Source organism: Flagellimonas meishanensis, from assembly GCF_019880545.1.
GTDB lineage: Bacteria > Bacteroidota > Bacteroidia > Flavobacteriales > Flavobacteriaceae > Flagellimonas > Flagellimonas meishanensis.
Genome location: NZ_JAINVW010000003.1, coordinates 172,200 through 191,620, shown reverse-complemented (window position 1 = coordinate 191,620; position 19,421 = coordinate 172,200). Strand labels below are relative to the sequence as shown.

Genomic DNA, 19,421 nt, shown 5'->3' with positions numbered 1-19,421 from the left:
GAAGTTGGTTTTGGTTTGACGGAGGTTTTTGTGGGTTACCAAATTTCGACGATCTCTTCCCTTCTCATTTTTGATCCTTTCTTAATATCAAAGGCCTTAAAAAATTCTTCAAAATTGGATAGTGTGCCATTGGTGCGGAACTCTCCTGGGGAATGTGGGTCCGTCTTCACTTGATTGGCCAATACGTTGTCCCTGAATTTAATACGCCACATTTTGGCGTAGGCAATAAAAAAACGCTGTTCATCGGTAAGCCCATTTATAATTTTTGGACCCTTCCGCTTTTGGTTCAATTTCATGGCTTCAAAGGCAATGGCCATACCTCCCAGGTCGCCAATGTTCTCCCCCAAGGTCAATTTTCCATTTAAATGGATTGAATCCAACACCTTATACGTATCGAACTGTTCCTCGATTTTTTTGGCACGCTCTTCAAACTTCTCCCGATCTTCCTTGGTCCACCACGATTTTAGGTTTCCATCGGCATCGTAGAGACTTCCGTTGTCGTCAAAACCATGTGAGATTTCATGTCCAATGACCACTCCCGCCGAACCAAAGTTGGTAGCATCATCGGCTTCATAATCAAAGAAAGGGGGATTCAAAATGCCTGCCGGGAATACAATCTCGTTACGTGTAGGCGAATAGTAAGCATTTACAGTCGGTGGTGTCATCCCCCAATAATTGGGGTCTATTGGGCCTCCAATTCTGTTAATTTCCCTATGAAAATTGAACGCATCGGAGCGAATGATATTTCCAAAGTAATCGTTTGGTCTTATCTCCAGATTGGAATAATCGAGCCACTGGTCGGGATAACCCATTTTGATCCCCATTTTTTCCAGTTTGAACTTTGCGGCTTTTTTTGTCGGTTCGGACATCCAATCGTAACCATCTATTCGTGTGGAGAGGGCTTCCTTAAGGTCTGCCACCAGGTCCAACATTTTCTCCTTGTTCCTTTTTGGGAAATGTTTTTCAACATAAAGCTTGCCCAATGGCTGGCCAATGTTGCCATTTACCGCCCCCAGAACCGTTTTCCATCGGGGTTGTTGTTTTGGTGTACCATAAAAAACGGTTTGGTAAAAATGGAACTGCTGGTCCCTGAAATCCTTGGAAAGATAGTATCCAGTGCTTTGCAATAGCTTCCATCGGCTATAATTCTTCCAATCTTCCAAGGTGTAGTCGCCCAGCATCCGGTCTATCACGGCAACGAACTCTGGTTCCTGGACAATCACATATTCCACGTCATTTTCAATGCCCAAAGCCTTGAAATAGGATGGCCAATTGATATTGAACGTCATGTTTTCAAGTTCCGCGAAGGTCTTTTTGTTATAACTCCGTTCACTGTCCCTCCCCTGTACAGGTGTTCTATGTACTCGGGCCATAAGGGTTTCCATTTCAACTATTTTCTTTGCCTTTTCGCTCTCCTTATCGGCATTGAGCCCAGCTAGCTGAAACATTTTGGCAATATGTGCCTCATACTCTTTTCTAATGTTTATATAGTTGTCATTGTCCTCCAAATAGTAGGCCCGGTTGGCCATGCCCAGTCCAGATTGGGCAATGTAAAGCGCATATACGGTGCTTTTCTTTTCGTCCGGACTTGCCCAAACTCCAAAGGGAGCCTGTATTCCCTTTGCATAGAACTTGGGGAGCAATGTCAAATAATCCTCTATGGACTTCACACTGTCAATTTCCGCCAAATAGGGCAAAAGTGGTTTCTTGCCGAGTTGCTCAAGCGCCATGGTATCCTTTCCGCTATTATAAAAGTCCTTCACCAGTTGCCTATCGGAGCCTTTGGCTGGGTCCAAATTGTCTGCTTGCAGTTGGGAAAGTATCTCCTTGAGGTAATTTTGGTTGTTTTGAAAGACTTCATGAAAACTGCCCCATGAGCCATACTCATCGGGGATTTGTGTGGCATTGATCCACTCTTGGTTCACATAGGTATAAAAATCTTCGGAAGGGGCAACCTTCGCCTGCTGTGCATTCAACATGCAAAAACCAAGAAATAGGGCCACAAGGCCTGTTCTGCTTTTTTTAAACATAATTGTATCGGTATTTATCCATTGATGGTCCACGGCTTGGAAGAACCCCGAAAATGTTTTGAGCTTTTGGGAAGACTTCCATGAGTGATGAAAGAAACTTTGTTTTGATTTTTGATTGATATCGTTTGTAAAACTCCAATAATACGATAGGTGCCACACGCATAATTGTAAAAATTAGACAATCATTCAATCCAGCGTTTGGAAATCATCTCCATCAATATTTGCTCCGAGGATGATAGGTCCTTGGTAAAAAACTCCTTTGGCGTAAGATTGGAGAACAATTTAAACTCCCGTATAAAATGGGATTGGTCAAAAAAGCCCACTTCATTGCCTATTTGGGTAAGACTGAGGTCTTTCAGTTGGTTTTTGAGGTGGATGGTCGCATTGAACCGAATTATTCGGATATAGGTCTTTGGGTTCACACCGAGATAATGTTGGAACAGCCGCTCTATCTTTTTGTAGTTCATGTTAAAACGGGTGGTAAGCGCATCGAAACGCAATTCGCCCCTTTTCTCTTTGATGTGTTCCACCAGCGCAACAAAGAGAAGATAGTCCGGGTTTGCATTCAGCTTGGAAATGCGTTTCAGCAAAAAATCTTCAACAACCGCTATTTTCTCCTTAACAAGAGGTTTGTCCAAAACACGCTCCTCGAGTTCCCTCAATCCCCTATCCATTATATAATCCAATTCAACATAAAGGTTTTTGAAATCCCTGGAGCTATCGTTCAAGAACAGGGGAAGCCCTTCAGGATTTATCTTGATCCCAAAAGATTGGGTCTTACCGGGAGAATAGTAATAGTTGACCGGTCTGGTTTTTTGGCCAAAGAGACTGGACCTTTTCAAGGTGATGGGTGGAGTCTGGGTGGGCACATTTCTTTTGATGGAATCCTGGGAATCAATAAAAAGAAGTCCAAAGGTGCCATCAGGGACCACAAGATCCGTGATGTCCTCGTACACCAATGAAGTATCCACAGTGAAGTAGCTATCAATATATCTGGAGAAAAAAGCGTCCGGATAATACTCTTTTAGGTGCATACGGTTCCTATCTAACCTTACTAGTGTCTAAAAAGTACAATTTGTTACAGGGACCGGTGCATACTTTTGGTTTTTTTAATACTTCCTTATGATTGATAAATCCAAGATGAAACCAAAATCACTCTTTGTAATCACTGGTGCTTCCATCCTACTCTTCCTGGCAGCGGTATATTTTCTTATAAAGCCTAAGGATTCAGTGGAAAATACAGTGCAAAATTCCGATTTTGGGGATACCAAAGCCCTTATCGCACACATAAAGGAAAACCATTCCGCTGGTCATTTGAAAGCGTTCACCTTTGTTCAGGAGACCATCAGGTTCAATGATGGGGGCACTCCCACAGATACGACCACCTGGTACGAGGCCATCCGGTATCCCAAGGATTTCAGAATTGATTTTGGTGATACCCAGAATGGCAATGCCAACATCAACCGAAACGACAGCATCTATGTCTATCGCGGTAACAAACTTGTGCACAGTGGTCCCGAAATTCAGGAGTTTCTTATCCTTGAGGGCGGTTTGTTCTATTATTCCATTGAGGAAACCTTGAACAGGCTCCAGAAACTAGGGTTAGACACCTCGGTCTTAAGTAAATCAACCCATAAGGATAGGCCCATTTATATCATCGGGGCCAAAACGGGTGAGGTGAACAAGCCCCAAATATGGATGGATGCCGAAAAACTGTATGTGCTGAGGCGATTTAGCCTAGGGAAACAAGGTGACCTGTATGAGGTAAATTATGACGATTACCAGGACATAGATGGGCACTTGATAGAGACTTGGATTGAGTTCAAAGTGGATGGCAAACTCATACAAACGGAGCGCTACAAGGATATTGACACCAACCCGGTGCTTAACGACACCGATTTTGACCCCAACTTCTTTGGCCAAGCGTATTGGTTTAAACGGTAAAATTCAGGGGTTTGACGCACAAAAAAAATGGCATAAAAAAAGCCATCTTAAAAAGATGGCTTTTGATCATTTTATAATAAGTGAATTAGTCAATCAATTCAACATTGACCGCATTCATACCTTTTTGACCTCTTTCGACCGTAAACTTTACGTTGTCATTCTCACGAATTTCGTCTATCAGTCCACTTTGGTGCACAAAAATATCCTCATCGGAATCTGAAGGTTTGATGAATCCAAATCCTTTTGCGTTATTAAAAAATTTTACTGTTCCTTCTTTCATTACTTACTGTTTATTGTTTACTATTCTACTTTGATTTTTGTTTTGAAGGGCGGTTTACATCCCTTTCCCCATAATTGGGTATTTGGATTTGTCACTTTTCAAAACTCCAGGATTGTGATACGAATAGTTTTTTTATCCCAAACCTGTTGGCGCATAGTTCAAATACTACAAATAAGTTCTAGGATCGGAGATAACAAGGAATATTCAGAAAGAAAACTTGCACTTCTTCGGAACAACGGCTAAAAAGATGTCGTTGTACCTGCCTTTAGCTTAAAATTATTATTGCACTATTACTAAAAAAATGAAGAGAGCTTGAATGAATTCTGAATCTTAGAAGACTTAATTAATCTGGGCTTTCCCAATTTTGATAGTGCAAAGATACCTTTAATTTTCCATAGTTTCAGAATAAAATGCAAAATTCTGAAAATAAGTAGGTTGCAATCTCAATTTCATACAAAGTCTATTGCTGACTTTTAGTAACTAGGTGTTGTTACACCAAATTATGGAGGCTATCGGCATAGGTAAAAGTTTTTGATATTGGAGCACCTACAGTGCATTCCAGCCTATTCAGAAACATTTCGCATATTCCAAATGGTGCTCAGCAAGCCATAAACAAGGATGAAATCTTTTTGAAACATTTCAACTTTTAGTCCGCTTTCACAACTCCTGGATTACACTACCACAGGTCAACATGGCATCGCCATAATAGGGGTTGCGGATTTCCTTTTCGGCACTTAGCCAGACCGCTCCCTTGTTGCTGTTTGCCATGGGGCATTGCTGCACATAGAGAGTGTTTTTCAACGATTTCAGCCCTCCGGCGATGGCAACCATATTTTCATTGAGGACTACAAAGTGTGCCCTTTGATTCGCTAAATCATTGGTTGCGGCAATGGCCTCTAGCATCTCGACACTTTTGGACAAATGGGTTTTCTCCATTGCGCCTAGGCCAGCTACAGGAAGTTTTCCCAAGACTGACAACATTTCGCTAGCGTTTTTCATGGTTTGCTGCATATCACTGGCAACCAAGGCATCCTTTAGCCTTAAGTAGACCGATAGCGCCTCTTCAAATCCTTCCTGGAATGCCGGCAGAAACTTCATTTCCATCATTTCTGATGAACCCCCGGTCTGCATCCCCAAATGACCTTCGTGTCCGGTCATGGTCCTACCCCCAGTTTTGTTCATCATACTCTTTTTACCCTTGAGTTGGGCAGCCGCATCCACCGAAAAAGTACCGTTGGTCACAATTTCCTCTCCTTTGGAAAGGCCGGAAATAATTTCCAGTTCCTCTCCATTTCTTGAACCCAACATTACCTCACGCATTTCGAAGATGGGTTCATCGGCCCTTACCCTTACATAGACGAGGGAACGCTCCCCGGTCCACATAACCGCCGAGGAGGGCACCACCAATCTTGATTCACCATTGGGAATTTCGTCGGTTTCAATATTGCCTACAACGAACATCCCTGGTTTAAAAAGTCCATCTTTATTGTTGAGCTCCGCTCGAACTGTGACGGTCCGGGTGGCGTTGTTCAGAACAGGATCAATGAAGGTTATACTGGCATTGAATGTCTTAGTTGGATAGGCATTGGTGGTAATGGTTATTTTTTGCCCTTTCTTGAATTGGGACAATTGGCTCTCGTACGCATCAAACGCTGCCCAAACCGTGTTTAAGTTACTGACCTTGGCTATGGCCTGGCCTTTTTTTACGTAATCGCCCTCAGCGCTCATCACCTCGGATACCGTACCGGAGACCGTGGCATACACAGGGAAGTTTTCCTTTATCTTTCCGGAGCTTTCCATGTTGTTGATTTGGTCATCAGACAGCTTCCACAGCTTTAATTTGTTTCGAACGGCTTGGTACAATTGAGGTTGCGATGCTTTCAAGGAAGCCGCCATCAATAGTTCTTGCTGTGCGGCCACCAATTCCGGTGAGTAAATGGTCGCCAACAGTTGTCCCTTTCTGACCTGCTGTCCTTCATAGTTCACCTTCAACTGTTCTATCCTACCATCAAAATAACTGGCCTGTATGGCAATCGCCTCCTCGTTTACCGCAATTTTTCCTGAAAGATTTATGCTATTTTCTGTACTCCCCATAGCGCCTCCCACAACGGTAGTTTGGATATTGGCCAAGGCCAGCGCATTCTCCGTCATTCGGAATTGTTCGGGAGTCAAACCATCGGAGCCCGCTTCGGCTGGAATCAAATCCATGCCACAAATGGGGCAATCGCCGGGTTCGGGTTGCATAATTTGCGGATGCATGGAGCAAGTCCAAAGTTGGTCGGCCTTTTCGGTAGCGTGGTCATGGATAGCCATCGCATCTTTTTTGGAGCTGCCACTACCAAAGATCATGTATCCCACCAAAAGTCCAACAACAGCGGCAATACCTATATAAATATTGGTCTTATTCATCTCTTTCCTTTTAATCGTTTTTTAAATCTTATTAGGGACGGTGAACTGATGTACCATAACAAAAATCCACTCAGAACGGTGATCAATCCCAGAAGGGAAAAAGCTCTGAGCACCGTGGTATTGAAATTGTCCCTGCCTTCATAATCCATCGTATGGGTCATCCACAAAAAATCAAAAATGCGCCAATCCCTATGGCGAACGGTCTGAAATTTTCCATCCACCACGGAAACATAGGCCTTTAAATTCTCCTCTCCACTATAAGAAATCACGTAGGCTGGCAGGAGTTTTTCACGATATTCATGGTGCTTGTCCACTTTTTCCACCAGTGTTATTTCCTCCACCTCCAGTGCATCGGTCATGTGGTTCTTGGCAACATACAGGGCTTCATCTTGGTCTATCGAAGTTTTTGGTCTTCCATCCAGGGCATTGTACAAGCAGTCGTTATTGATCCAGTAATAGGGAACATTGCCAATGTCTCGAATCTCCATCGATTTGATACCTTTTGGGGCATTCAATTGGGAAGGTGCCATCAATCCAGAAAAGGAAGGTGGCTCATGGTCCATATTTTTAAAATGGTCTCCATGAATCTCATCAATGTCCGTCCAACTGAAATATATCCCACTGATTGTCCACATTAAAAACTGAATGCCCAGAAAAATACCCAGGTATCTATGCGATTTTCGAATCCATTTTGAAGCCTGTCTGTTGACCATAATGCTTTTTTAATGTTTATGCCCATCTTTTTTGTGGTCTTCGTTGGCCACATACGCCATCCCACATTTTGGACAGTTTCCTTCCGTGTCGCTACCGCTACCTTCACAGTGCATTGGGCAAACGTAATCGGAAGTGTATTCCTTGCCCTGCTTTTCAGCGATTTCTGTTTGCTCTGCTGGGGCGCTGTTGTTTTGTTCTGTTTTCCCTTTGCAAGATACTGTTAGCATAAGTGATGTTACAAAAACAATTGATACGAAAGTTTTGATTTTTGTGTTCATTTTTTACGATTTATTAATTGATTAAATAATTGATTATGGCCGATTGTACGTAGTACATCTGCACCGATTGTATTTGATTTATTTGAAATTTTAACTGTAGTTCCTGAATATCGAGCACATCATTAAAGTCGATGGTTCCAGTTTCATAGTTCTTTATCAGGATTTGCTCGGCATCCATAGCCTGTTCCAAGTTTTTCTCCTGTGTGCGGAAGGCAATTCTCGCTTCATTCCGTTGCGCTACCGCTTTGGCAAAGGTGGTCTCCAGTGCGTTCAAACGTTCCTGTTTTTGGAATTCGATTTCCTGTTTGCGAAGCTCATTTTGTTTTGTTCTGGAGTTGAAGCTACTGTTGAAAATGGGAATGGAAAGTGACACCATGGGCATCACAATGTCCTTGCCATTGTCGCTAAAGGTCATGTCAGGTCGTTCCTGAACGGGCAGATAATCAAGTCCAACCCCAAACATTGGCGCACTTTCCTTTTGGTTCAGCAATTCTGCCTGGGCAACGGACTCATACATTTTGTCAAAGCGCAACAGTTCAGGATTCAACTCCAGGCTATCCATCACCACAGGGTCGGTATCCGGTAAGACCATTTCTGAAACAACATCAACCGCTATTCCCCCACTTCTATTCAATAAAGCATTAAAGGCCGCCTGTTCGGCCAAAAATTGCTCTTGCAGGACCTCCTTTTGCTGTTGCAGTTCATTCTGCCGTATCTGTAGGCGCAATACATCAACAGCACTTGCCCTGCCCACCTCAACGGAGGTAAGTGCCAATTGTTCATAGGTCCGGAGTAACTGGATATTCTGGTCCAATACTTCTTGTCTGGCCTTCAGACCATATAAGGTGTAGTACGCTTGGGCAACATTCAATGTCAATTTTCTTTTGGCAATGGTGTAGTCCACATAGTCGGTTTCCGCCATGGCCCTGGCATACTTTTCCCTTATTGAAACCGTGCCGAACCAGGGCAGCATCTGTTTGGCAGAAAACCGAGCTTTTTGCGCCCCTGTCCTTGTTTCCGGTTCACTTACAAAATACCCTGCCCCAAATTCGGTATTTGGCAACCAATTGGCCTCGTTTACTTTTTCTTGGGCAATATTGTAGCGTATTTCATATGCCTGGATACTTGGATTGTTCGCCTGTGCCTCTTCAATAAAGTTGCTCAATTGTTGGGCATTACTTTTGAGAACGAAGAACAAAGAGCCAAGAACCAAGACTACTTTCATAATGATTTTCATGTTTTTCATTTCGCGGCTCTTTTAAGTTGAACTTCCTTTTTCCATCCAAACAACACGGGAACCACAAAGAGTGTGATCAATGCGATGAGCATTCCACCAAAACTTGGTATGGCCATAGGTATCATAATATCACTGCCCCTTCCAGTGGACGTGAGAATGGGAAGAAGTGCCAAAATTGTTGTGGCGGTGGTCATCAAACAGGGACGAATACGTTTTTCGCCGGCCTCCACCACCGAATCCCGAATGCCTTGGAGGTCGCCGGGGCTGTTCCGGTCAAAAGTCTGCGTTAGGTAAGTGGCCATTACCACCCCATCATCCGTAGCAATGCCGAACAGCGCTATAAAACCTACCCATACGGCAACACTGAGATTGACTATCCGCATTTGGAACAGACCCCTCAGATTTTCACCGAAAAGATTGACATTGAAGAACCAATCCTGTCCGTAAAGCCAGATCATGATAAACCCTCCAGCAAAGGCGACGGCTATCCCTGTGAACACCATCAACGAAGTTGAAACACTCCTAAATTGAAAGTAAAGGATCAAAAAGATGATGATGAGTGACAAGGGCACCACAACGGATAGGGTTTTTTCCGCACGAAGCTGATTTTCGTATGTTCCGGTAAAGGCATAGCTTATTCCTTTGGGAACCACAAGCTCACCGCCATCAATCTTTGCCTGAATGGTAGCCTGGGCATTTTCGACCACGTCAACTTCGGCAAAACCGTCCAAACTGTCGAACAGGACATAGCCAACCAAAAAAGTGTCCTCACTTTTGATGACCTGCGGTCCTTGTTCATATCTAATAGTGACCAGCTCCCCGAGGGGTACGGGGCTACCCTTTGCCACTGGAACGTAGATTCCTTTTATATCCTCTGGATTGTTTCTGAGTTCCCGGGGATAACGAACCCTTACAGCATACCGTTCCCGTCCCTCGACTGTCTGTGTCAACGGCATCCCGCCCACCGCAATGGAAATAACACGCTGTACATCTTCTATGGTGATGCCATAACGCGCCAATCTTTCCCGGTCAATATCAATGAGCAAATACGGTTTTCCCACAATGCGGTCCGCAAAAACAGCCTGTTCCTTTACGCCTTCAGCGGTTTTAAGAATCGCTTCCAGTTGCAGGCCAAAGGCCTCAATTTGCCTTAAATCCTGTCCTTTTACCTTGATTCCCATGGGTGCACGCATTCCAGTTTGAAGCATCACCAGTCGGGTTTCGATGGGCTGTAATTTTGGTGCCGAAGTTACTCCTGGCAGTTTGGTGACTTTTATGATCTCATTCCAAATATCGTCCGGTGATGTTATCTCGGGACGCCAGTTTCTGAAATATTCGCCATCTTCATCCACAATCAAGTGGTTTCTGTCTATTCGGAATGGATCAAGAACGCTGTTCCCCGCATAATCGCTGCCGTTACTCCAATCAAGATTGGGATTGGCGGCCACTTTACCATTTTTCAACTCAAAAAGGCCATCTTTATTGATGCGGAAACGCTGCGGCTTTCCTTCCGCGTTCAATTCATATTCCGAGCGATACTGTATTAGGTTTTCATACATGGATAAGGGCGCGGGGTCAAGGGCAGACTCTGTTCTTCCCGCCTTTCCAACCACGGTCTCTATCTCGGGAATGCTGGCCACGGCCATATCCAATTGTTGCAGTACCCTCTTGTTCTCTTCCACCCCAGAATGTGGCAGTGAGGTGGGCATCAATAGGAAGGAGCCTTCATTGAGGGAGGGCATAAATTCCTTGCCGGTATTGCGCATAATCAGTATGCCACTAACAACAATTACAGTAGGTATTGACAGAAAAGCAAGCTTGTTTCTCAACGCCCACCTTAGTATACGGGTGTAGTACATTCGGAAAACCCAAAAGGTGGCCAGGATGCCAAAGCTTATGATTCCCACAAAAATGAGGTTCATGAACACACTTCGGTCAAAACCCAACGGTCGCCAATACACAGCCAATAGGAAGACTATGGCAATGGCAGAGGCCGCGATAGTGCCAAGGTTGTATTGCTTTTTCGATAGTGTACCTCGCATGGAAAGAATGGCCAAAACACCAAAAGCAATCAATAGCAGTCCCAGCCAAAAGCCAAAAATTATGGCCAAGATGCCCAAGACAATCAGGGCAGCGTTAATGACATACCTATATAAAGATTTTATGCTTTGCTTTCTAAAGAAGTATGCGGCGAAAGGCGGTATCAAGAAAAGCGCCACGATAATGGATGCGGTAAGCGCCATTGTTTTTGTGAATGCCAATGGCCGGAACAGCTTTCCTTCGGCACCAATCATGGTAAATACGGGTATAAAACTAATTATGGTGGTCAGTACCGCCGTTAATATTGCCCCTGAAACTTCAGCCGTGGCATTGTACACTACAGCGTTTATCGCAAGCTGTTCCTTCTCCCCTCGTTCGCTGTTCTCGTCCAAATGCCTTATAATATTCTCAGAAAGAATGACTCCTACATCGACCATAGTGCCTATGGCGATGGCAATACCGGATAGTGCAACAATATTGGCATCCACTCCAAACAACTTCATTGAAATAAACACCATTAAGACCGCTACCGGCAACAATCCCGAAATCAAAATTGATGCGCGCAGGTTGAACACCATAACGATTATTACCAGAACCGTGATGAGGATTTCCAGGGTGAGGGCCTCATTGAGGGTTCCCAAGGTCTCTTGTATCAGTTCGGTCCGGTCATAGAAGGGAACAATGGTCAATTGAGAGGTGCGACCATCCTTTAATTGCTTGGTAGGCAAACCTGATGAAAGTTCTGCAATCTGGTCCTTTACGTTGTTGATGACTTCCAACGGGTTGGCGCCATAACGGGCCACCACCACACCACCGACCACTTCGGCGCCTTCTTTGTCCAACAAACCACGACGGGTTGCCGGACCCAAGCTGACCTTGGCCACGTCTTTTATTCTAATGGAGGTGAAGTTTTCGGAGGCGACCACTGCGTTTTCAATATCCCCAATGGATTTTACATATCCCAATCCCCTTACCAGATATTCCGCTTGATTGATTTCCAAAGTCTGTGCCCCAATATCTTGATTGGATTGTTTGACGGCTTTTACCACATCCCCTAAATGGATACCATATTGACGCATCAGTTCGGGATCCACATCAACTTGATATTCCTGCACATAACCGCCTATGGAAGCCACTTCGGAAACTCCATTGGCCGAAGAGAGCGCATATTTCACATAATAATCCTGAATGCTGCGCAGTTCGTTCAAGTCCCAACCTCCTGTTACATTTCCATCATCATCACGACCTTCAAGGGTATACCAAAAAATTTGCCCCAATCCTGTCGCATCAGGACCCAATGATGGATTTACGCCATCTGGCAAAAGTCCGGAAGGCAGGGAATTGAGTTTTTCGAGGATCCGGCTTCTTGACCAATAGAATTCCACATCTTCCTCAAAAATGATATAGATACTGGAAAATCCGAACATGGATGAGCTGCGTATGGTTTTAACTCCAGGAATACCCAGTAAGGAAGTGGTAAGTGGATAGGTGATCTGGTCCTCAATATCCTGTGGGGAACGTCCATCCCATTTGGTAAAAACGATTTGTTGGTTTTCACCGATATCGGGAATCGCATCCACTGCGATGGGATCGCTTGGCAATATCCCTGTATCCCATTTAAAGGGTGCGTGTACAATGCCCCAACCCACGAAGAGGGTCAGCATAAGGACTGCTACAAGTTTGTTCTCTATTAAGAATTTTATTGCTTTATTGAGCATTTGAATTTGATTTAAACATTAGTTGTGGGCAAAATTTTGCACAATAGGGTCGGCCCAACCTAGATGGTCGGGTATACCGGATAATGTTAAATCAAATAAGGAAGGTCTGATCGAGCACTTGGACGTCCCGTATCAGAGGGGGTGGAGAATAATCATTAAATGAACTGGGTTCCTTTCTGTCACTTTCAAAAAGGTATAGGTATGTCTGGATCAGACTTACAACAAAATATTGGTGATCCAAACTAAAGTCATCAAAGGATATTTTAAGGTTGTCCTGTCCCTTGACCGTGAATGTTTCATCGTCACAACAGGTGCTTTCCATGTCTTGGGACATCCCGCAATCGTCGGCATGTACAAAAAGGGAAATATCCATCACCCTGCCCATGCAAATGTGCTTGTCCACTGTCCATGATACGGTGGAAACCAGCACCAAAAGGGCCATCAGGGATGATACTATTTGATGAAAAAATCGTTGCATTCGACTACAAAACTACAAAATGTTGCCAATTATTGCTTTGTTTAACAGAAGTTTAGTGAAAACCTTTGAAGACAGAACAAAATACTATTCCTTGGAGATTCGATCCAACGGGACCTTCTGGGTTAAATTATGATTCCCTTTTTTATCTTATACAATTCTCTGAATAAAAAGGTGAGGGAAGTTGCAAGAACCCATATTGAAATGAGTAGAAGGAAAGCCGAAAAATCCATCCCAATTAACCTAAAAAATAGGAGTCCAGAAAGGTCACTCCAGGCTCAAAGCATAGCTTATTATAATAGCTCTTAGCTCGTCAGGTACTGTCAACAGTAAATCGTGGCTTCCTTTTGCAATAATATGGTGTTGGCTTTTTGTTGATATGTTCAGCAGTTTTTTTTGAAGGGTTGCCCAAACTTTGTTGCTCTCTTCTTTGGGCAGGTTTGGTATTTTGGAAAATGCTTCAAAACTGTCTCCGGCAGAGATGACCAACAGTGGAATATCAATTGGTTTTTCTATTTCACATTGTTCGTAGGTCACTGGTAATAGGTCCATTTCGTTGTACATCGCGTCGTAATAGGAAGGTTTCGCTGAATTATGCCTATAGGCCTGCCAATATTCTGAATTTATGGTGGAATCTATTGGGATATGATCCGCTTTAAGGTGTCCCATTCGGGCCATTGCTCCAGTTTTTTTGAATTGTTCTTTTCCCGCTTCCAAAATGGCGGAAATCATTGGGGGCAAATGGTCAAATTGATATTCGGAAGCGGAATCAACCAGAATGAGTGCTTTTACCTTCTCTGGGAACTTTTTGGCAAATGCCCTTAAAATCATACCTCCATACGAATGCCCGATGAGAATTATGGATGAATTTATCCCCAGCTTTTCCAATCCACTGTTGAGCTCTTCCACAATGTTGCTCGCAGTTCTTGAATATGGTGAGCCATCACTCCAACCGTAACCTGCGCGATCATAGGTAACTACTTTAAATTGTTTGGATACTTCCTTTTGAAAATCCAACCATTGCAGGCTCCAGGACCCGGTACCTCCTTCAATGACCATTGTAGTTTTTGAATCGCCTTGTACATTAAAATGTAGATTGTACCCGCCCAGGTCCACAAGTTCTCCGGGAGGTTGAAGGTTGTTCTTTTGCCCATGGCTTATTGACAGACACATTAAAAAGCCCGTCATATAGACGAATCCCATTTTTTTCATTCCCTTGTTTATATATAAGCTGATCATGTTATTTGTGATATATCCTTAAGTTTTCCTGTGAAAGTGCCTTAATGCGCCCTCCCCTATCCTGGATAAATGTATGGTATGAATTGCTCGGAATCGTCATGATGCGTTGAGCGTGACAAGAAAACCACATCAAATTGGGAATGGCCAAACTTACATAGTTCGATCATGCACTTTTTGAAGTCGATTTTAAGAACTCCGTGGGCGTAGTTCCAGAAAGTTTTTTAAACACCTTGTTGAACGTGTTTTTATTGCTAAAACCGGAGTCATAAGCTATGGCCAATATGGTAAGATTGCGATATTGTGGATTGGTCAAACGGGATTTTACTTCTTCATACCGATATTCACTCAAAAATTCATAAAAACTTTTGCCCAGTTCTACATTCAATACCTGTGATATCAAATATTTGGGTTTGTCCAGGTCTTTGGAAAGTTTGGACAGGGACAGTTCGTGATCTAGATAAGGTTTTTCATCTTCCATATGGGCTATTATTTCCGAAAGATGCCTTTTTAGATCGGATTGCAGAAGATTTGAACTTTTGTACCTCATCCTTGTCATTCCCAAGAACACTTCCTTGAATGTTCTGTTGTTCGTAATAGCAAGAATCACCAAAAAATTTATTGCAAGGGCGCAACAAAACATGGTAAGGTAGTATACCCTAATATCTATAAACCCCTTTTGGAGATACCACAGTGCAGCCAAAAAATCAACCAACCAAAAGGCCAGAAATCCAATGGCAAACTTTTTCATCCATCTTAGCTTGTTTTCCTGGGCCCTGTCCACATTCCCAGCGATCTTCCGGGAAAGTATTCTTAGCGAAACTGCCACATAGATAAAGCTTTGGACAATTTGGGCCAGGGTGAGTATTTGAGTGCCCAAATCAAAAGTCTGACCCTCTGGATGGATTTGGGCTCGCAGTAGCTCAATCTTAATGTCTCCAGGCAGCATAAAGAAAGGTAGCATAAACACAACAGCCAGTAAAAATAGTAAAGCGTGCAAAAGGTCGGAGAGTTTCAATCTTAATCGCGGATCTATGATTGACCTTATATAATAAAGAAAGAAAGGTCCTATCAGAAACAGTAATGGGAGGCTCAGATACGACAAATGGGGAACCTTCGCATAAAGCTCTGAAATGATAATGAGGTAGTTAAACAAATTCAGGGAGACGATCACAATGAGGGAAATCAAAAAGTATTTTGGTTTTTTGTTCGTAAAACCTGTGATTAGGACAATACTTAGGAACAAACCCTGCAATAGCCCAAAAACCAGTAGCGCTGACCAAATATCAAGTGTAATATGTTCCATACCCAAAGATACTTTTTAAGGATACAAATTTAAAGCACTCGAGGCCATAACCTCGCCCTGGTCCATAAAATGGGTCACTCTCAATCTATGGGTACGATAAACACCACTATTTGGCTTAACCTTGTTCCGAATCAAACTAAAATTGATATGGAAGGACTGACAATACTAAGAACCGCTCTCAAAGCAAACGGTTTATTTTCTTTGGCTACCGCAATGCTTACCCTGTTGCTGGGGAGTTCGGTTTTGGCCATCAACGAAATGGCCAATGGCCAACCCACGGTTTTTTCAATCCAGTTGTTCATTTTTGGGGCTTTGGTACTGATTGCGGCCTATCGAAAAAAAGTGCCTGTTGTTCTCGTATGGATAATCATTGTTTTGGATATTCTGTATGTGTTGCTTGGGTTCTATAATCTGTCATTGGTGCATTCAGAACTAAGTGCTAGTGGTACGGTACTGATAATAGTTACCAATCTACTTGTTGCGTTGTTTGCCACTTTCCAAACCATAGGGATGGTTAAATATCGAAAATCATTAAAGGGGATTTCATAACATAAAATCCCATGAAATATTTTGCCAAATATATATTGACTCTTTTTCTACTGCTGCAATACACTGCACAGGGCCAGTCCAACAGCGAGGTAACCCTTCCATTGACAGATGTGGTCAAAATGAAGTCAAAATATGGTCAAGAGTACGAAATATACATCAGCTTGCCCCCAGAATACAACGCTTCGGAAGATACCTTCCCCGTGGTATATATCTTGGACGGGGATCTTACCTTTGGAATTGCATACAACACACGTGTTCTTATGTCCTTTGGGAAGGAGATTCCCCCATTGATATTAGTGGGAATATCCTATTCGGAAGATTTCGAAAACATCCACAATAACAGGTTTAGGGATTTCACGCCAACAAAATGGCCTGCCCAGAAGATTTTTGAGATTTCCGGGGTAAACCATGTGCACGACTCGGGAGGGGCCGACCAGTTTCTGGATTTTCTTGTGGCCGAAGTCAAAAATCATTTAAATACAAACTATCGCGTCAACACAGATTCCGAAACCCTGGTGGGGCTATCGCTAAGTGGTCTGTTTGCAACCTACGTAGCCTTGAAACACACTAAAAATTTTGATAAATACCTGATATCCAGTCCCTCGCTTTGGTGGTATGATGGACCGTTGCCAAAAATGGAAAGCATCAAACTGAAGGAAAACGAAAAGCCCATATCCATTTACACGGCCATTGGGTCCGAAGAATCGTTCCAAGTAATGCTACTGAAATGGGTCGAATTGACATCTTATTTCAGTCAAAACAAGCCCGAAGGAATCATCTTCACGAGCGAGATGCTCTACGAGGAAACACATGTGACCAATTTTAACCGTGCATTGCCCAGGGGGCTAAAAACTTTGTTCAACAATCACAAACAATAAAAATGGAGAATACTGTATTGAAAAGTGAAGCTATTTGTGTCATATTTCTGATGTTCGTAGGCGCTTTGATGAATGCCCAAGGGCAATCTCCTCCGGAACCAGTGGACATTAGGCCTGTGGAAATCATGCATATGGGCAATGGGGTAACCACGGGAATCTCCGATAGGGAACAAAAAGGAAGGCAAGTTCTAAACCAATGTTCCGAAGCCCATGGATGGATCAGGGGAAGTTCGCGCATAGTTTCCACAAAGTATGTCGATGACTGGTCCGTGGCGCCTGAGCAGCTTCGCCCATACAACAACTGGCCCAATTTAAAACAAGAATTACAACACGATTTTCTGTCTTTTCGGCTCGGTAATTCAAAAGTAACATTGCTCAAGGGCACTGCCAAAGATGAAGTTTGGGGCATCCACAATAATGTTCCTTACAAGATAATAAATGGAGATATCGGCAAAGTGGACGATCCGAACATGATCCCGGCATTGGTGGGTAAAGAATATTTCATACAGCTACCCTATTGGATAAAAAAGGTGCCAATAGCTGTCCATGTGAAGGATACAGTGCTGAACAACAAGACCTATCATTTGGTTTTCGGCACTTGGAAGACCTTGAAGGCCAATGACAATTTTGACCAGTATATCTACTGGATAAACAAGAAGACCAAGCTTTTGGAGATTGTACAGTATACCGTAAGAGTAGTAGATCCCAGAGCTGCCGGATTTGTTGTTTTCGACGATTTTAGAAAGGTAGATCGCATTGTGGTCCCCTTTGCGCACCGTTTGGGATATTTGCCCACGCGCGATGGATTGATCCATGAAATGAGGTTCCATTCCATAGTTTTGGATCCGAAAGGAATATCACCAAGTGATATTCAACAATTAAAGTCTAAGGACTTACCGTTTGATCTAAATTAAGACCATCCATTCTGTTGATGATCTCTCCAGTGGTTATTACGCCTACAGGGTTTTGGAATTTTCCCCTGTCGTTTTTCTGATCGAGTGCCGTTAGCTAAGGTTACCGTTCTTCGAAATCACCGCTGTTGATCAATCGGAGACACGAGCGGGTGGCATGGCAAGCCGGTGCCGCGACAACATTTGATTTCGTGAAATCCCAGTGACCAAAACCTCATTCAAGAACCTCAAAGATCTCCTATCTTAGTTCCACACATAAAAGATATATAGATCATATGATCTATATTCCTAAGTTGTAGCCAATTTGAAAATTGAACTTTTTGAGAAAACTTCTTTACATATTTTTAATATTATCGACTTTCAATAAATCCTTTTCTCAAGAATTATTTGGACAAAAAAACACGGTTGAAATAACGCAAGAATGGTTTTTTGACCACTCGGAATTTAAAGAGCCTGAAAGAAAAGAAACGAAAATTTTTGATAGAAAAGGCAGATTAATTAAGGACATCGAATTTGGATTTCATCACAACGTGAACCTAAAATTAATTGGGAACATCAGAAGTTTTGAATTTCAGAAAAATAAACTGATTTCCGAAAAGACTTACGCAAGCGGAACGGCTTTTGAAAATAATCAAGTTCAATTTTACTGGAATTATTTTTATGTTAATTCAAGGCTAAAACAGATTAACAGCAATCATTCTGACTATTTATTCACTTACAACAATAAGAAAAAAACAATTGAATGGACTGTAACAACTGACTGGGATTCAATAAGTAGAAAATACTATTCGAAGTACGATAATAATAAAGAAATTGTAGCTACAGGCGAATATGGAAATTGGTCTAAAAATTACATTAGAAAAAATGACACCTTAAAAATCATTGAATATTCGTTTGACTTTCCTAAAAAAGGTGATACAACAAAAACCTATATAACAGAAGTCTATTCAAAGAATAAAATAATTTACAGAAAAGAAAATGGATTTGGCATAAACACAAAAAAACATTCTTATTCAGAAAATGGAGATTTAATGACCATCTTTACTAGAATATTTGATGAAGAGCAAAAAGATTTCAAAGCTGAATTGGACTACTATAAAAATGGACTTATTAGACAAATTTGTAAGTATGAATTCATTAAGAAAGCTTGGATTTTAAAACAACGAACTGAATTTATTATAAATGGAAAATTATCCACTTTAAACAAAAAGGAAACAAAAAACATAAATGATATACTAATTAACGGAAATAAAAACTGGCTACAACAATGGCTATAAGTAATTGCTTACTCTCGGCTACTTTGGAAATTCCTTCGGAATTTCAGCCGTCAGTTTGTACTTGCGGAATTTATTACTAAATTCACGCAACTACTCATAGCCGAGACCGTTGGGTGTCATTAAAAACTTATAGCATAAA

Annotated in this window: 16 protein-coding genes; 5 read left to right on the top strand and 11 right to left on the bottom strand. The window is 42.5% G+C overall.

Going from position 1 to position 19,421, the window contains the following annotated elements; all coding sequences use genetic code 11:
• Positions 1-35: 35 nt before the first annotated feature.
• Positions 36-2,030, bottom strand: a complete 1,995-nt coding sequence (locus tag K7G75_RS08825; protein ID WP_222983887.1) for a M13 family metallopeptidase — start codon at positions 2,028-2,030, stop codon at positions 36-38.
• Positions 2,031-2,212: 182 nt separating this feature from the next.
• Positions 2,213-3,064 carry a helix-turn-helix domain-containing protein gene (locus tag K7G75_RS08820; RefSeq protein WP_222983886.1) on the bottom strand — a complete coding sequence of 284 codons (852 nt, stop codon included), beginning with the start codon at positions 3,062-3,064 and terminating at the stop codon, positions 2,213-2,215.
• Positions 3,065-3,152: 88 nt separating this feature from the next.
• On the opposite strand from K7G75_RS08820, the gene K7G75_RS08815 reads away from it, so the two are divergent.
• A complete protein-coding gene (locus K7G75_RS08815; RefSeq protein WP_222983885.1) occupies positions 3,153-3,974 on the top strand; it encodes a hypothetical protein in 822 nt (273 codons plus the stop codon).
• 85 nt (positions 3,975-4,059) lie between these two features.
• On the opposite strand, the gene K7G75_RS08810 is transcribed toward K7G75_RS08815, so the two are convergent.
• The 9 genes from K7G75_RS08810 to K7G75_RS08770 all read right to left on the bottom strand — a co-directional run bounded on the left by K7G75_RS08810 (position 4,060) and on the right by K7G75_RS08770 (position 15,667).
• The gene (locus K7G75_RS08810) at positions 4,060-4,254 is read right to left on the bottom strand and encodes a cold-shock protein (RefSeq protein ID WP_222983884.1); all 195 of its coding nucleotides are present in this window, start codon (positions 4,252-4,254) and stop codon (positions 4,060-4,062) included.
• A gap of 657 nt (positions 4,255-4,911) precedes the next feature.
• Entirely contained in the window at positions 4,912-6,663 is a 1,752-nt protein-coding gene (locus K7G75_RS08805) for an efflux RND transporter periplasmic adaptor subunit (protein WP_222983883.1), read from the bottom strand.
• Positions 6,660-7,376: a PepSY domain-containing protein gene (locus tag K7G75_RS08800; RefSeq protein ID WP_222983882.1), complete on the bottom strand. Its 717-nt coding sequence runs from the start codon at positions 7,374-7,376 to the stop codon at positions 6,660-6,662. Before K7G75_RS08800 ends, K7G75_RS08805 begins: the two co-directional genes overlap by 4 nt.
• Positions 7,377-7,385: 9 nt before the next feature.
• Positions 7,386-7,655 carry a heavy metal-binding domain-containing protein gene (locus tag K7G75_RS08795; RefSeq protein ID WP_222983881.1) on the bottom strand — a complete coding sequence of 90 codons (270 nt, stop codon included), beginning with the start codon at positions 7,653-7,655 and terminating at the stop codon, positions 7,386-7,388.
• A gap of 13 nt (positions 7,656-7,668) precedes the next feature.
• Entirely contained in the window at positions 7,669-8,880 is a 1,212-nt protein-coding gene (locus tag K7G75_RS08790) for a TolC family protein (protein WP_262420302.1), read from the bottom strand.
• A gap of 17 nt (positions 8,881-8,897) precedes the next feature.
• Positions 8,898-12,650, bottom strand: a complete 3,753-nt coding sequence (locus K7G75_RS08785) for an efflux RND transporter permease subunit (protein ID WP_222983879.1) — start codon at positions 12,648-12,650, stop codon at positions 8,898-8,900.
• A 91-nt stretch (positions 12,651-12,741) separates the two neighbouring features.
• Positions 12,742-13,128 (bottom strand): HYC_CC_PP family protein, encoded by a 387-nt coding sequence (locus tag K7G75_RS08780; RefSeq protein WP_262420301.1) that lies wholly within the window; start codon positions 13,126-13,128, stop codon positions 12,742-12,744.
• Between the two features lie 264 nt (positions 13,129-13,392).
• Positions 13,393-14,364: an alpha/beta fold hydrolase gene (locus K7G75_RS08775; protein ID WP_222983878.1), complete on the bottom strand. Its 972-nt coding sequence runs from the start codon at positions 14,362-14,364 to the stop codon at positions 13,393-13,395.
• Between the two features lie 163 nt (positions 14,365-14,527).
• A complete protein-coding gene (locus tag K7G75_RS08770) occupies positions 14,528-15,667 on the bottom strand; it encodes a helix-turn-helix domain-containing protein (protein WP_222983877.1) in 1,140 nt (379 codons plus the stop codon).
• A gap of 147 nt (positions 15,668-15,814) precedes the next feature.
• Here K7G75_RS08770 and K7G75_RS08765 point away from each other — a divergent pair, with 147 nt between their 5' ends.
• The 4 genes from K7G75_RS08765 to K7G75_RS08750 all read left to right on the top strand — a co-directional run bounded on the left by K7G75_RS08765 (position 15,815) and on the right by K7G75_RS08750 (position 19,282).
• Positions 15,815-16,216 (top strand): hypothetical protein, encoded by a 402-nt coding sequence (locus K7G75_RS08765; protein ID WP_222983876.1) that lies wholly within the window; start codon positions 15,815-15,817, stop codon positions 16,214-16,216.
• Between the two features lie 11 nt (positions 16,217-16,227).
• Positions 16,228-17,094 (top strand): alpha/beta hydrolase, encoded by an 867-nt coding sequence (locus tag K7G75_RS08760; RefSeq protein WP_222983875.1) that lies wholly within the window; start codon positions 16,228-16,230, stop codon positions 17,092-17,094.
• A 2-nt stretch (positions 17,095-17,096) separates the two neighbouring features.
• On the top strand, positions 17,097-18,008 hold the full coding sequence (locus K7G75_RS08755; RefSeq protein WP_222983874.1) for a DUF6503 family protein: 912 nt from the start codon (positions 17,097-17,099) through the stop codon (positions 18,006-18,008).
• A gap of 317 nt (positions 18,009-18,325) precedes the next feature.
• On the top strand, positions 18,326-19,282 hold the full coding sequence (locus K7G75_RS08750) for a hypothetical protein (protein WP_222983873.1): 957 nt from the start codon (positions 18,326-18,328) through the stop codon (positions 19,280-19,282).
• The last annotated feature ends 139 nt before the right edge of the window (positions 19,283-19,421 follow it).

Excerpts from the sequence above, each read along its gene's own strand:
- K7G75_RS08825 (WP_222983887.1), bottom strand. The coding sequence starts at position 2,030 with ATGTTTAAAAAAAGCAGAACAGGCCTTGTGGCCCTATTTCTTGGTTTT.
- K7G75_RS08820 (WP_222983886.1), bottom strand. The coding sequence starts at position 3,064 with ATGCACCTAAAAGAGTATTATCCGGACGCTTTTTTCTCCAGATATATT.
- K7G75_RS08815 (WP_222983885.1), top strand. The coding sequence starts at position 3,153 with ATGATTGATAAATCCAAGATGAAACCAAAATCACTCTTTGTAATCACT.
- K7G75_RS08810 (WP_222983884.1), bottom strand. The coding sequence starts at position 4,254 with ATGAAAGAAGGAACAGTAAAATTTTTTAATAACGCAAAAGGATTTGGA.
- K7G75_RS08805 (WP_222983883.1), bottom strand. The coding sequence starts at position 6,663 with ATGAATAAGACCAATATTTATATAGGTATTGCCGCTGTTGTTGGACTT.
- K7G75_RS08800 (WP_222983882.1), bottom strand. The coding sequence starts at position 7,376 with ATGGTCAACAGACAGGCTTCAAAATGGATTCGAAAATCGCATAGATAC.
- K7G75_RS08795 (WP_222983881.1), bottom strand. The coding sequence starts at position 7,655 with ATGAACACAAAAATCAAAACTTTCGTATCAATTGTTTTTGTAACATCA.
- K7G75_RS08790 (WP_262420302.1), bottom strand. The coding sequence starts at position 8,880 with ATGAAAGTAGTCTTGGTTCTTGGCTCTTTGTTCTTCGTTCTCAAAAGT.
- K7G75_RS08785 (WP_222983879.1), bottom strand. The coding sequence starts at position 12,650 with ATGCTCAATAAAGCAATAAAATTCTTAATAGAGAACAAACTTGTAGCA.
- K7G75_RS08780 (WP_262420301.1), bottom strand. The coding sequence starts at position 13,128 with ATGCAACGATTTTTTCATCAAATAGTATCATCCCTGATGGCCCTTTTG.
- K7G75_RS08775 (WP_222983878.1), bottom strand. The coding sequence starts at position 14,364 with ATGATCAGCTTATATATAAACAAGGGAATGAAAAAAATGGGATTCGTC.
- K7G75_RS08770 (WP_222983877.1), bottom strand. The coding sequence starts at position 15,667 with ATGGAACATATTACACTTGATATTTGGTCAGCGCTACTGGTTTTTGGG.
- K7G75_RS08765 (WP_222983876.1), top strand. The coding sequence starts at position 15,815 with ATGGAAGGACTGACAATACTAAGAACCGCTCTCAAAGCAAACGGTTTA.
- K7G75_RS08760 (WP_222983875.1), top strand. The coding sequence starts at position 16,228 with ATGAAATATTTTGCCAAATATATATTGACTCTTTTTCTACTGCTGCAA.
- K7G75_RS08755 (WP_222983874.1), top strand. The coding sequence starts at position 17,097 with ATGGAGAATACTGTATTGAAAAGTGAAGCTATTTGTGTCATATTTCTG.